Source organism: Curtobacterium sp. 9128 (assembly GCF_900086645.1).
In the GTDB taxonomy this organism is placed as follows: Bacteria; Actinomycetota; Actinomycetes; order Actinomycetales; family Microbacteriaceae; genus Curtobacterium.
Genome location: NZ_LT576451.1, coordinates 1,744,811 through 1,758,757, shown reverse-complemented (window position 1 = coordinate 1,758,757; position 13,947 = coordinate 1,744,811). Strand labels below are relative to the sequence as shown.

Sequence of the window (13,947 nt, the reverse complement as noted above, 5' to 3'; positions counted from 1 at the left end):
CGAGCCATGATCTTGGACCCAGTACAGAAAACCCGAAGGATCGGTGCCCTCGCCGGTGCCGTCGCCGTCCTCCTCGCGCTGACCGCCTGCACGGGGTCCGGCACGAGCTCCGCCGACGCCACGCCGGAGAACGGCGGCACGCTGACCTACGCTTCCGGCGACGCCGAACCCACCTGCCTCGACCCGCACGTCGGCGGCAACTACCCGCAGGCGCTGCTGGCGAGCCAGTACATCGAGGAGCTCGTCGGGCTCGACGACGGCAAGCCCACGCCGGCCCTCGCGACGAAGTGGACCACGAGCGACGACGGCAAGACACTGACGTTCACGCTGCGTCAGGGCGTGTCGTTCACCGACGGCACCCCGTTCGACGCGGCCGCCGTGGTGCGGAACATCGAGCACGTGCAGGACCCGACGACGGCGTCGAGCACGGGCTACCTCGCGCTGCAGTCCATCCAGAAGGCAACGGCAACCGACGACCACACCGTGACGCTGTCGCTCAGCCGTCCGGACAGCGCACTGCTCGAGTCGTTCTCGCAGGCGTGGGTCGGCATGGAGTCCCCGAAGGCACTCGACCGCTCCCAGAAGGAGAACTGCGAGTCCCCCGTCGGCACCGGCCCGTTCGAGATCACGGACTGGAAGCACGGCGACCGCGTGACGCTTGTCCAGAACAAGGACTACTGGGGGAAGACGAAGCCGCGCCTCGACGGCATCTCCTGGCGCTTCATCCCGGACTCCACCTCGCGCTACGCGGCGCTGCAGTCCGGCCAGGTCGACGTCATCGACAACGCGCAGCCCGACCAGCTCAAGGCCGCGTCCTCGAAGGGCACCATCCGCGACCTCGACGCGCCCCGACCCGGCGCCTCGAACCGACTCGAGCTGAACTCCGGCCACGGCGTCTTCCAGGACGAAGCCGTGCGCAAGGCGTTCATCGCCGGTGCCGAGATCGACCCGGGCATCCAGAGCCTGTTCCTCGGCACCGCGAAGCGCTCGTACTCGGTGCTGTCGAGCGTCGAACCGTTCGCCTACTCCGACAAGAGCCTGTTCCGGTACCAGCCGGCGACGGCGAAGCGGCTCCTCGACGACGCCGGCTGGAAGGTCGGCTCGGACGGCATCCGCGAGAAGGACGGCAAGCAGCTGACCGTGACGTTCCCGGTGTCGACGAACCAGTCGGTCCCGGCCGAGCGCAGCCTGTTCCAGCAGATCCAGGCATCCGAAGCGAAGGTCGGCATCAAGGTGCAGCTGCAGGAACTCGACCTGTCGAGCTGGTACGCGGCCCTCGCGAAGAACCAGTACGACGTGGTCAGCGCCCCGTACACGAAGGTCGGGCCGGACGTCCTGCGGATCCTCTACGACTCCGCGAGCATCACGCCCGCTCCGTCGGGCTACTTCGCGAACCTCGCGCAGCTCGACGAGCCGGAGCTCGACTCGCTGCTCCAGCGGGCAGCCGAGACCTCGGACCAGAGCACCCGCGCGGACCTGTACGAGCAGGCCCAGAAGCGCATCCTCGAGAGCCGGACGGTGCTGCCCCTCTACGACCAGCAGAACCACTTCCTGTACCGCTCGAGCGTGCACGGCATCCGCACCACCCCGGTGTCGACCCCGTGGTTCGGCTCGGCCTGGATCGCGGACTGATCCGGACAGGAGGCACGGGATGCGTCGCGCAGGCCTGACCCGGCCCGGCGGCGGCTCGGCACCGGCGCAGTGGTCGCGCTGGGTGCTCCGCCGTGCGCTGGGCGGCATCGGCGTGCTCTGGGCGGTCGCGACGATCGTCTTCGTCGCGATCCGGCTCATCCCGGGCGACCCCGCACTCGCGATCCTCGGTGGCCCCGGGTCGCAGGCATCGGCCGCCGCGGTCGACCAGGTCCGCCACGACTACGGCTTCGACCGCCCCGTCGTCGTCCAGTACGCGGTGTTCCTCGGACGCCTGGCGACCGGGCAGCTCGGCGACTCGTACGCGTTCCGCACGCCGGTGGCCACGCTGCTCGGACAGCAGCTCCCCGTGACGCTCACCCTGGCGGTCGCCGGGCTCGTCGTCGCATGGGCGCTCGCGATCGTCGCCGCGTGGTGGTCGACCCAGCGCGGCCGGTTCGCCGCGGGGCTGACCTCGGCCCTGAGCGTCACCGCCAGCGTGACCCCGCACTTCTGGCTCGGCAGCGTGCTCATCGTCGTCTTCGCCAGCAGCCTCGGGTGGTTCCCGGCGGTGAGCGACGGCACCGCGCGCGGGTGGGTCCTGCCCGTCGTCACGGTGGCCGTCCCCGTCGCCGGGTACCTCGCCGAGACCATCCGCGACGGGGTCGTCGACGCCCAGCGGTCGGCCTTCGCGCTCGCCGCACGCGGGCGCGGCGAGACCCGCGCGGGTGTGTTCGGTCGGCACCTGCTCCGGCACGCCGCACTCCCGGGGATCGCCCTGTCCGCCTGGGCGTTCGGGTCGCTCGTGTCCGGGGCAGTCGTCGTCGAGTCGGTGTTCGCGCTGCCCGGCATCGGGCGAGCCCTGGTCACCGCGGTCACCCAGCGCGACATGCCCCTCGTCGTCGGCATCGCGATGGTGTCGGCGCTCGCGTACGTCGTCGTGCTCGCCGTCGCCGATGTCCTCGAGCGCATCGTCGATCCCCGCGGCCGACAGTCGGGGCCGCCGCGCGTGCGGAAGCACCCCGAGGCGGGGGCGCGATGAGCGGGATCGCCGAACCGAGCCTCCAGGCCGGCGCGCAACCGGGAGACGGGGCCCGACGGTCCGAGCGAGTCCGTGGGGGGACGCTCGGGCCGGCAGGGATCCTGGCGGCGGCCGTGGTGGCGCTCGCCGTCGTCGCTGCGGTGTGGCCGGCGCTGCTCGGAGGCGGTGACCCGCTCGCCGTGCACCCCGCGCAGGCGCTGCAAGCCCCGAGTTGGTCGAGTCCGTTCGGCACCGACGAGTCCGGGCGGGACGTCCTGGCGCGGGTCGTCGCCGGCACGAGGGCGAGCCTCGTGGTCGGGGTCGTCGCCACGCTGGTCGGCGGTGGCCTCGGGGTGGTGCTCGGCGTCGCGGCCGGCCTCGGCGGCCGGGCCGTCGACGCCGTCATCGGGCGGATCACCGAGGTCGCGTTCGCGCTCCCGCTGCTCCTCGTCGCACTGGTCGTCATCGCCGTGACCGGCCCCGGCCCGGTGCCCGCGATGCTCGCCGTCGGGTTCGCCACGGCACCCGGGTACGCGCGCATCGTCCGTGGCCTGGTCCGATCGGCTCGGTCCTCCCAGGTCGTCGAGACCGCCGTGCTGCTCGGGCGTTCCCCCGCGCGCATCGTCGTGCGGCACGTGCTGCCGGCGGCACTCTGGCCGGTCGTCGCGGTCGGGACGCTCGGCATCGGGCAGGCGATCGTGTGGGCTTCGGCACTCAGCTACCTCGGCGTCGGCACGCCACCGCCCGCTCCGGAGTGGGGCGCGATGCTCGCCGACGGCCGGACCTACCTGCAGACAGCGCCCTGGATGAGCACCTTCCCCGGCCTCGCGATCGTCGTGCTCGCGACCGCGGTGACGGTGCTCGGCCGGGCCATCCGACGAACGGGAGTGGTGCGATGAACGTGCTGGGTGTCGACGGGCTGTCCGTCGCGATCGGCGGCGCAACGGTCGTCCACGACGTCACGCTGCACGTGGACCCCGGCGAGTGCATCGCGCTGGTCGGCGCGTCCGGCTCCGGCAAGACCGTCACCGTCCGGGCCCTGCTCGGCCTGTCGGCGCCCGGCTCCGCCGTCCGCGCGGACCGACTCGAGGTCGCCGGGTTCGACACCCGCGCGTTCTCGGAACGACGGTGGCGAGCGGTCCGTGGGTCACAGGTCGGCTACGTCGGCCAGGAGGCACTCGGTGCGTTGGACCCGCTGCGTCCCGTCGGGCGCGAGGTCGGCGACGCCCTGCGGCTGCACACGGAGATGAGCGCTCGCGAGCGGGTGGACGCCGTGCGCTCCGCGCTCGACGCGGTCGGGCTCGACCCGGCGATCGCGGCGGACGGCCGGCTCGCGGGGACCCTGTCCGGCGGGATGCGGCAGCGCGCGCTCATCGCCGCCGCGACCATCGGCTCACCGGTGCTCGTCGTGGCGGACGAACCGACCACGGCGCTCGACGCGGGTGTTGCCGTCCGCGTGATGGAACAGCTCCGGACAGCGCAACAGCAGGGCGCGGGGCTGCTCGTCGTGACGCACGACCTGGGGCTCGTCGCCGGGTGGGCCGACCGCGTCGTGGTGATGGACGGCGGGCGGATCGTCGAGCAGGGGCCGGTGACGCAGGTGCTCCGATCCCCCACCCACCCGGTCACCCGGGCGCTCGTCGCCGCTTCGGCCGCCGGGCGGACCGCGTCGCCGCGGCCGGTCGTCGGCGCTGCTGCCGCCGTGCTCGAGACGACGGACCTCCGGAAGTCGTACGACCGGGTGGACGCCGTCACGGGGGTGTCGTTCCGACTGCGGCGTGGGCGGACACTCGGTGTCGTCGGGGCGTCCGGGTCCGGCAAGACGACGCTCGTGCGCATGCTGCTCGGGCTCGAGGCGCCGGACACCGGCACGGTGACGCTCGACGGGGACCCCTGGTCTCCGCTCCCCGAGCGGGACCGACGGGCACGCCGCCGCCGGGTGTCCGCCGTCGTGCAGGACCCCGGCGCGACCTTCGACGAGCGGTGGAGCGTCGAGCGGGTGCTGGCGGACGCGATGTCCGGCGGCGACGCACGACGGGCGACCGGGTCGCTCGACGCTCGCGTCGACGAGGCCCTGCGGCAGGTCGACCTCGACCCCGCGATCCGCGGCCGGTCGCCGCTGACGCTGTCCGGCGGGCAACGGCAGCGGCTGGCGATCGCCCGTGCGCTGGCGACGGGGCCGGACGTGCTCGTGCTCGACGAACCCGTCACGGCGCTCGACGCCACGGTGCAGGACGCCGTGATGGGCCTCCTGGAACGGCTCCGCGACGAGACCGGTGTCGCGATGGTGTTCGTGTCGCACGACCTCCGTGCGGTCCGGCGTATCGCGGACGACGTCCTGGTGATGCACGACGGTGCCGCGGTGGAACACGGCCCGGCCGCCGAGCTGTTCGCACGCCCGACGCACGCCGTGACCGCGGGGCTCGTCCGCGCCGCCGAGCGGCTGTCGGCCGGCCCGAGGTCCGCCGCCGCGTAGCGCCGGCCAGTCTGTCCCGCGCGTCGGTCGGTCCCGCGCGCCGGTCTGTCCCGCGCGCCGGTCGGTCCCGCGCGTCGGTCGGTCCCGCGAAAGCGACAGTGTCCCGGATCGCGCCACAGCCACTACCGCGAAAGCGAGAGTGTCCCGGCGAAAACCGCAGGGACACTGTCGCTTTGGCGCAGGGGCGGAGAGCCGCCCACGCGGATCAGGAGCCGGACGGCGCCTTGTCCGAGTCGGCCGAGATGATCGGGATCTCGCTGGTCGAGAACTCCTTCGCCCAGTCGGACTGCGCGAAGTCGGACGACGGGTCGTTGTACTCGTCGATGACCTGCGCGACCTCTTCCTCCGAGGCCACCGTCGGGCCGGAGCCCATGAGCGGCGTCGACGCGGTCTCTTTGGTGAAGTACACCGCCACGAGCCCGATCACGGCCGCGGCCATCAGGTAGAACGCCGGGATGTCCTCGGCCCAACCGAAGCCGGCGTCCTTCGCGCTGTTGATGAGCGCGGCGGTCGCGAGCGGTGTGGTGCCACCGAAGAGCGAGACGGACACGTTGAACGCGATCGCCAGCGCGCCGTAGCGGATGATCGTCGGGAAGAGCGCGGGGAGCGTCGAGGGCATCGTCGAGGTGAAGGTGACGAGCACCACACCGAGGATGAGCAGCCCGAAGAACACGCCGACGCCGGTGCCGGACTGCACGAGCTGCAGCGCGGGCCACGAGAACAGGAAGAACCCGATGCAGCCCGCGGCGAGCACGGGACGACGGCCGAACCGGTCGGACAGGCGACCACCGAACGTGATGACGACCATCATCAGGATCATCACGATGACGATGAGGATCAGACCGAAGGTGGCGTTCTGGCCGAGGTTCTGCTCGAGGTAGGTCGGCATGTACGACAGGAGCATGTAGTCGGACACGTTGAAGACCAGCACCAGGCCGATGCAGACGATGAGCGCGCGCCAGTTGGTGGCGAAGAGCTTGAGGAACGGCGTCTTCTGCGACTCGCGCTCGGCGGCCTGCTCCTGCTGCTTCTGGAAGGCCGGGGTCTCCTCGAGCTTCAGGCGCAGGTACAGCCCGATCAGGCCGAGCGGGCCGGCGACGATGAACGGGATGCGCCAGCCCCAGCTGAGCAGGGCGTCCTCGGACAGGCCGAACTGCAGGCCGGTGACGATCGAAGCGCCGAGCACGTACCCGGCCAGGGTGCCGAACTCGAGCCACGAACCCATGAACCCTCGGCGCTTGTCCGGGGAGTACTCGGCGATGAACGTCGCGGCGCCGCCGTACTCGCCACCGGTCGAGAAGCCCTGCACGAAGCGCGCGACGAGCAGCAGCACGGGCGCCCAGAAGCCGATCGTGTCGTACGACGGGATCAGGCCGATCATGAGCGTGCCGGCGGCCATCAGGATCATCGTCAGGGCGAGGACCTTCTGCCGGCCGATCTTGTCGCCGATCGGGCCGAAGACGGCACCACCGATCGGGCGGACGATGAACGCGGCGGCAAAGAACCCGAAGGTGGCGACGATGTTCGCGGCGGGGTCACCCTGCGGCAGGAAGACCTTCGAGATGGTGACGGTGAGGTAGGCGAAGATGCCGAAGTCGAACCACTCCATCGCGTTGCCGAGTGCGGCTGCGGCGACGGCGCGCTTGAGGAGCGACTCCTCGACGACGGTGACGTCGTCCGTGGTCAGCTTCCGGCGAGCGCGCTTCGCAGCGCCCTTCGTCCGCAGCGGCCGATCGCCGTGCGACTGGGGTGCGTTGTTCGGTGTCAAGTGTGTTCCTCCGGTGTGCTGAGCGTCCTTCGGGGGTCCGACGGGACGGCGACGTTGCAGCTCCTACGAGCTCGCGCTCGCCGGACAAACCCCGACAGACTAACAGCTTCGGGACTTGTCCGCGAGGGGGCCGCGTGGTAAGCGTGCTGCCCGCCCGCCGCTCCCGGTACGATCGAGGGAACCACGTGTCACGCGTGGACACTCAGGCACCTCATCACGGACTCGGTGCCGCACATACCGATCGAAAGGCGCAGCCATGACCAAGCCCATGCCCGACAAGCCCACGGTGGACGGACTCGAGCAGGTCTGGGGACCGGTCTGGGACGACCAGGGCACGTACCGGTTCGACCGCGACGCCGCCGGAGACCGCAGCAACGTCTACTCGATCGACACCCCGCCGCCGACCGCCTCCGGCTCGCTGCACATCGGCCACGTGTTCTCGTACACGCACACCGACCTCAAGGCCCGGTTCGAGCGCATGCGCGGCAAGCACGTCTTCTACCCGATGGGCTGGGACGACAACGGTCTCCCCACCGAGCGTCGCGTGCAGAACTACTACGGCGTCCGCTGCGACCCGCAGCTCCCCTACGACCCGATGTTCGTCCCGCCGTTCGAGGGCGGGGACAACAAGTCGTCGAAGGCCGCCGATCAGATCCCGGTGTCGCGCCGCAACTTCATCGAGCTGTGCGAGCGCCTCACCGTGCAGGACGAGCAGCAGTTCGAGCACCTCTTCCGCACGCTCGGCCTGTCCGTGGACTGGACGCAGTCGTACCGCACCATCGACGACACCTCCCGCGCGAGCGCGCAGCGTGCGTTCCTCAGGAACCTCGAGCGCGGCGAGGCCTACCAGGCCGACGCCCCGACGCTCTGGGACGTCACCTTCCGCACCGCGGTCGCACAGGCCGAACTCGAGGACAAGGAGATGCCAGGCGCGTACCACGGCATCGCCTTCCACCGCACGGACGGCCAGGGCGACATCGTCATCCAGACCACCCGCCCGGAGCTCCTGCCGGCGTGCGTCGCCCTCGTCGCGCACCCGGACGACGAGCGGTTCCAGGACCTCTTCGGCACGACGGTCCGCTCCCCCCTGTTCGACGTCGAGGTCCCGGTGCTCGCACACCACCTCGCGCAGAAGGACAAGGGCGCCGGCATCGCCATGGTCTGCACCTTCGGTGACACCACGGACGTCGTGTGGTGGCGCGAGCTGCAGCTGCCGAACCGCGCGATCATCGGCTTCGACGGCCGCGTGCGTTCCGACGAGCCGGCCTGGATCGAGTCGGAAGGCGGCAAGGCCCTCTACGCCGAGATGGCGGGCAAGACCGTGTTCTCGGCGAAGAAGGTCGTCGTGGACGCCCTGACCGAGTCCGGCGACCTGGTCGGGGACATCAAGACCATCCAGCACCCGGTGAAGTTCTTCGAGAAGGGCGACAAGCCCCTCGAGATCGTCTCCACGCGCCAGTGGTACATCGTCAACGGCGCTCGCGACGAGGACCTCAAGGCCACGCTCCGGAAGCGCGGCGAGGAGATCGCCTTCCACCCGGACTTCATGCGCGTCCGCTACGACAACTGGGTCGGCGGCCTCTCCGGTGACTGGCTCATCTCGCGCCAGCGCTTCTTCGGCGTGCCGCTGCCCGTCTGGTACCCGCTCGACGCCGACGGCAACCCGGTGTTCGACCAGCCGATCGTCCCGACCGAGGCGCAGCTGCCCGTCGACCCGGCGTCCGAACCGGCTCCCGGCTACACCGAGGACCAGCGCGGCGTCGCCGGCGGGTTCCAGGGTGAGCTCGACGTCATGGACACCTGGGCGACCTCGTCGCTGACCCCGCAGCTCGCGGGCAAGTGGGAGACCGACCCGGCGCTCTACGACCTCGTCTACCCGTACGACGTCCGCCCGCAGGCGCAGGACATCATCCGCACGTGGCTGTTCACGACGGTGCTCCGCAGCCAGCTCGAAGCCGATGTCGTGCCGTGGAAGAACGCGTCGATCTCCGGCTTCATCGTGGACCCCGACCGCAAGAAGATGTCGAAGTCCAAGGGCAACGTGGTCACCCCGCTCTCGATCCTCGAGCAGCACGGCGCCGACGCGGTCCGCTACTGGGCGGCCTCGTCGAAGCTCGGCACCGACGCGGCGTTCGACGCGCAGAACCCGAAGCAGATCAAGGTCGGCCGGCGTCTGGCGATCAAGGTGCTCAACGCGGCGAAGTTCGTCTACGGCTTCGAGCTGCCGACCGGCGCGCACCAGGTGACCGAGGCGCTCGACATCGACATGCTCGCCGCCCTGCGCACCACGCTCGAGCAGGCGACCACGGCGTTCGACGGCTTCGACCACGCCCGCGCCCTCGAGGTCACCGAGCGCTTCTTCTGGACGTTCTGCGACGACTACCTCGAGCTCGTCAAGGAGCGCGCGTACGGCACCGCGCCGGACGCGACGCACGAGACCCAGGCGAGCGCCGTCCTGGCGCTCCGCGCCGCCATCGACGTGCAGCTCCGGCTGCTCGCACCGTTCCTGCCGTTCGCGACGGAGGAAGTGTGGGCCTGGACCCACGACACCAGCGTGCACCGAGCCTCCTGGCCGACCGCCGCCGACCTGCCGGTCGACGCGGCCGAGACCGGTCTCCTCGCCGCCGTCGGGCAGGCGCTCATCGGGATCCGCGGTGCGAAGACGGCTGCCAAGGCGTCCCAGAAGACGCCGGTGACGCGCGCGGTGGTCGCGGCCCCGGCCGAGACGCGGGAGCTCGTCGAGCGCGCAGCGGTCGACCTGGCGGCCGTCGGCCGCATCCAGGACCTGTCGTTCGTCGACGGTCCGGAACTCGCGGTCACCGAGATCGAGCTGGCCGAGCAGCCCGCGTAGGGTCGCGTCGGAGACGGACAGGAGGCCCTGATGCAGTTGGGTACGCGCTGGAACGTGGGTGGGGAACCACCTGCACGGCTCGTGGAAGCGCTGGTCGTGGCGGTCCGGACCGTCGAGGACGAGCTGGCCGCGGAGGCGGTCGACACCACGGGCTGGGGGTGGACGCTGACCTTCCTGGAGGGCAAGCCGCGTGTCGAGCTCGACGACGGCACGTCGATCCACCTCGACGACGCCGGGCGCCCCCAGGTCACGAACCCGGACGACGCTCCCGAAGAGGACTGAGCGCCCGCCCCGCGCGCCGGCGTTCGCCCGCGTTCGCACAACCGAAAGCACCCCGCACCACGGCCTTCCGCGGTTCGGGGTGCTCTCGGTTGTGCGGGGGGGGTCAGGCCTTGGCGAGCCAGCCGAGCAGGACCTCGTTCACCTCGGCGGTGTGCGTGGTGAGCAGGCCGTGCGGGGCGCCCTCGATCTCGACGTACTCCGCGTGCGGGAGCGCCTTGGTGAAGCGACGGCCCGTCGCATCGATCGGCAGGATGTTGTCCGCCGTGCCGTGCACGATGAGTGCCGGGACGGTGACCTTCGGGATGTCCTGACGGAAGTCGGTCGGCCAGGTCAGCGGAGCAGCGGCGCTGGCGATCGAACCGGATCCGGCGGCGACGTTCCAGGCGTTGCGGACGGCCTCTTCGGAGATGCGCGAGCCGAGGTTCTCCGACAGGTTGAAGAAGTCCTGGTAGAAGTTCGTGAAGTACGCGTACCGGTCCTTCTTCACGTCGGCAGCGATGCCCTCGAAGAACGACATCGGGCCGGCGCCGTCTGGGTTGTCGTCGGTGATCGCGAGGAACGGCTCGAGCGAGGCGAGGAACGCGACCTTCGCGATCCGCTCTTCACCGTGACGGCCGATGTAACGGGCGATCTCGCCGGTGCCCATCGAGAAGCCGACGAGGATGACGTCGCGCAGGTCGAGCGTCTCGAGCACGGTGTGCAGGTCGTCCGCGAACGTGTCGTAGTCGTACCCGGTGCTCGGCTGCGACGACTGGCCGAAGCCGCGACGGTCGTACGTCACGACGCGGTACCCGGCGTCGAGGAGCGGCGGGATCTGCCCTTCCCAGGAGTTGCCGTCGAGCGGGAAGCCGTGGATCAGCACGATCGGCTGCCCGGTCCCCTTGTCCTCGTAGTGCAGCCGGATGTCGGCGCTGTTCTCGGTCCCGACGGTGATCTCACCCATGGTCGTTCCTTCCGTGACAGACTTCACTCCGATCAGAGAACGGTCGTTCTCCGTCGATGTGTCTTACAGTAGAGAACGACCGTTCCCCATGCAACTCGGAGACGGTGAACACACAGCGAACGGGGTACGACATGAGCGCGAACACGATCGAGGCCGACACGAAGGCCCACATCGTCGACGTCGCCGATGCACTCTTCTACGCCCGCGGCATCCAGTCCGTCGGCATGGACGAGATCCGCACGGGCGCCGGCGTCTCCCTGAAGAAGCTCTACGCGGCGTTCCCCGGCAAGGACCAGCTCATCGCCGCCGTCCTCGCGGGACGCCACGAGATCTGGGAGCACGGCATCGAGCAGGCGGTGGACGCCGCCGACTCGCCCCGCGACAAGCTCCTGGCGATGTACGACTTCCTCGAGTCGTGGTTCGGGGACGACAGCTTCCGCGGCTGCGGGTTCATCAACGCGTTCGGCGAGCTCGGTGCGACCTCCCCAGCCGTCGCCTCGATCGCCCGACGGCACAAGGAGTCCTTCCAGGCCTTCGTCGCGGCACTCACCACTCGGGCCGTCGCCGACGCGGCTGCCGCCGACGAGCTCGCAGCCCAGCTGGCGTTGCTCGCGGAAGGCGCCCAGACCACCGCGGCGATCGCCGGCGACACCGCACCCGCGCGGCACGCCCGTCGCGCCGCCGCCACCCTGATCGACGCCGCGACCCGTCGCTAGGGTGGGGTGATGACGACGCCGTTCGACGAACCGAGTTCACTGCCGTACGCACTCCCCCCGTTCGACGACGTCCGGCTGGAGCACCACCGCCCCGCGTTCGAGGCCGGCATGGCCGAGCAGCGCGCGGAGGTCGAGGCGATCGCTGCGAATCCGGAGCCTGCGACGTTCGACAACACCCTGGTGGCGCTCGAGCGCACCGGTCAGCTGCTGTCCCGTGTCAGCATGGTGTTCTTCACGCTGTCGTCCGCCGACTCCACCCCGGAGCTGCACGACATCGAGGCCGAGGTCTCCCCGTTGCTCGCAGCGCACCGTGACGCCATCACGCTCGACTCGCGGCTGTACGAGCGGGTGCGGGCTGTCCGGGACACCGCCGCTGCCGGGGGCCTCACCGGCGAGGACCTCCGGCTCGTGGAGCGCACCTTCACCGAGATGACCCTCGCTGGCGCCGGGCTCGACGACGCGGGCAAGGAACGCCTGACCGCGATCAACCAGGAGCTCTCGACGCTCACCACGACGTTCGAGCGGAACCTCCTCGAGGACACCAACGACTCCGCGGTCCACGTCACCGCCGAGGACGACCTCGCGGGACTCGACGACGGCGCGAAGTCCGCTGCCGCCGGTGCAGCAGCCGACCGCGGGCTCGACGGCTGGCTCATCACCCTGCCGCTCTACACCGGGCACCCGTGGCTCGCGTCGCTCACCGACCGCGGGCTGCGCGAGCGCATCATGCGCGCATCCCTCGCCCGAGGTCGCCGCGGGAACGAGCACGACAACCGCGAGGTCCTGCTCCGCATCGTCCGGCTCCGGGCCGAACGCGCCGAACTCCTCGGCTTCCCCGACCACGCGTCGGTCGTCACGGCAGACGAGACCGCCGGCGATCCCGCCGCCGTCGCCGGGCTGCTGTCCTCGCTCACACCGGCGGCCGCGCGCAACGCCGAGGACGAGCGCGCGGTCCGGTCCCGCACCGTCGGGTTCGACGTCGAGTCCTGGGACTGGGCGTACGCGACCGAGATCCTCCGCGGCGAGCAGTTCGCCGCGGACAGCTCCGCGATGCGCCCGTACCTCGAGGCCGACCGGGTGCTGCACGACGGCGTGTTCTTCGCCGCCAACGCGCTGTACGGCCTGAAGTTCGCCGAGCGCCCCGACCTGCACGGCTACAACGACGACGTCCGCGTGTTCGAGGTCACCGACGAGCAGGACACTCCCGTGGGCCTGTACCTGCTCGACCTCTACACGCGGGACGGCAAGCGGGGTGGCGCGTGGATGAACCCCGTCGTCGAGCAGTCGGCGCTGATGGGCACCCTGCCCGTCGTCGTGAACAACCTCAACGTCGCGAAGCCCGCCGCCGGGTCCCCGACGCTCCTCATCCAGGACGAGGTCGAGACACTGTTCCACGAGTTCGGGCACGCGTTGCACGGGTTGATCGCGCGGACGACGTACCCGCGGTTCTCCGGCACGAACGTCGAGCGGGACTTCGTGGAGTTCCCGAGCCAGGTGAACGAGATGTGGGTGTCCTGGCCCGAGGTCCTCGCGAACTACGCGAAGCACCACGAGACCGGCGAGCCGATGCCGCCGGAGCTCGTTCTCGGGCTGAGCGACTCCGCCGGCTTCAACGAGGGATTCGGGACGACCGAGTACCTCGCCGCCGCACTCCTGGACCAGGCGTGGCACCGCCTGTCGAAGGCCGAGGCCGACGCCGTCACGGACGTCGAGGCCTTCGAACGACAGGCCCTGGCGGACGCCGGGGTCGACGTCGCCGCCGTTCCGCCGCGGTACTCCTCGACGTACTTCGCGCACACGTTCTCTGGTGGGTACGACGCCGGCTACTACGGCTACATCTGGAGCGAGGTGCTCGACGCGGACACCGTGGAGTGGTTCCGCGACCACGGCGGGCTCGACCGCGCTGCCGGGCGCCGCTTCGCCACGCTGCTGCTCGGCGTCGGTGGGTCGAAGGACCCGATCGAGGCCTTCCGCGAGTTCCGCGGCCGCGACGCCGAGGTCGGCCCCCTGCTGCGCCGCCGCGGCCTGGAGTAGGCCCGGTGCGCCGGGCCCGGTCCGGTCGGCCGTTCGCGCGTAGGGAGTCGTTTCGCGCGTAGGGAGTCGTTTCGCGCGTAGGGAGTCGTTTCGCGCGTAGGGAGTCGTTTCGCGCGTAGGAGGCACGTCGTTCCGACCCCCTACGCTCGATTCGGCTTTCCAGAGCACGCGTGATGGGTCCGAACGCACCCCACGACCACACGGATGAAGGGCCCGCACCGTCGATG

The 13,947-nt window shown here is 70.8% G+C and carries 10 protein-coding genes; 8 read left to right on the top strand and 2 right to left on the bottom strand.

The genetic code is table 11. The annotated features are described in order from the left end of the window. Nucleotides 1–6: 6 nt before the first annotated feature. From QK288_RS08520 to QK288_RS08505, 4 genes are read left to right on the top strand one after another with little or no spacing between them, the layout of a single operon-like run. A complete protein-coding gene (locus tag QK288_RS08520; RefSeq protein ID WP_281267371.1) occupies nt 7–1,632 on the top strand; it encodes an ABC transporter substrate-binding protein in 1,626 nt (541 codons plus the stop codon). Nucleotides 1,633–1,651: 19 nt separating this feature from the next. After that, nucleotides 1,652–2,671 (top strand): ABC transporter permease, encoded by a 1,020-nt coding sequence (locus tag QK288_RS08515; protein WP_281267370.1) that lies wholly within the window; start codon nt 1,652–1,654, stop codon nt 2,669–2,671. Beyond that, complete coding sequence (locus QK288_RS08510; RefSeq protein WP_281267369.1) at nt 2,668–3,549, top strand: ABC transporter permease; 882 nt, start codon at nt 2,668–2,670, stop codon at nt 3,547–3,549. The genes QK288_RS08515 and QK288_RS08510 overlap by 4 nt, the downstream gene beginning before the upstream one ends. Next, nucleotides 3,546–5,126 (top strand): ABC transporter ATP-binding protein, encoded by a 1,581-nt coding sequence (locus tag QK288_RS08505; protein WP_281267368.1) that lies wholly within the window; start codon nt 3,546–3,548, stop codon nt 5,124–5,126. The genes QK288_RS08510 and QK288_RS08505 overlap by 4 nt, the downstream gene beginning before the upstream one ends. Nucleotides 5,127–5,331: 205 nt before the next feature. Here QK288_RS08505 and proP read toward each other — a convergent pair whose 3' ends face one another. Further along, entirely contained in the window at nt 5,332–6,894 is a 1,563-nt protein-coding gene (gene proP, locus QK288_RS08500) for a glycine betaine/L-proline transporter ProP (RefSeq protein ID WP_281267367.1), read from the bottom strand. Between the two features lie 256 nt (nt 6,895–7,150). Here proP and valS point away from each other — a divergent pair, with 256 nt between their 5' ends. Together valS and QK288_RS08490 are read left to right on the top strand one after the other, a co-directional pair. After that, complete coding sequence (valS, locus tag QK288_RS08495) at nt 7,151–9,745, top strand: valine--tRNA ligase (RefSeq protein ID WP_281267366.1); 2,595 nt, start codon at nt 7,151–7,153, stop codon at nt 9,743–9,745. Between the two features lie 30 nt (nt 9,746–9,775). Continuing rightward, the gene (locus tag QK288_RS08490) at nt 9,776–10,027 is read left to right on the top strand and encodes a hypothetical protein (protein WP_281267365.1); all 252 of its coding nucleotides are present in this window, start codon (nt 9,776–9,778) and stop codon (nt 10,025–10,027) included. 103 nt (nt 10,028–10,130) lie between these two features. On the opposite strand, the gene QK288_RS08485 is transcribed toward QK288_RS08490, so the two are convergent. Continuing rightward, entirely contained in the window at nt 10,131–10,970 is an 840-nt protein-coding gene (locus QK288_RS08485) for an alpha/beta hydrolase (protein ID WP_281267364.1), read from the bottom strand. A gap of 131 nt (nt 10,971–11,101) precedes the next feature. Between QK288_RS08485 and QK288_RS08480 the strand changes: the two genes are divergently transcribed. Then, on the top strand, nt 11,102–11,686 hold the full coding sequence (locus tag QK288_RS08480) for a helix-turn-helix domain-containing protein (protein ID WP_281267363.1): 585 nt from the start codon (nt 11,102–11,104) through the stop codon (nt 11,684–11,686). 9 nt (nt 11,687–11,695) lie between these two features. Further along, entirely contained in the window at nt 11,696–13,720 is a 2,025-nt protein-coding gene (locus tag QK288_RS08475; protein WP_281267362.1) for a M3 family metallopeptidase, read from the top strand. The last annotated feature ends 227 nt before the right edge of the window (nt 13,721–13,947 follow it).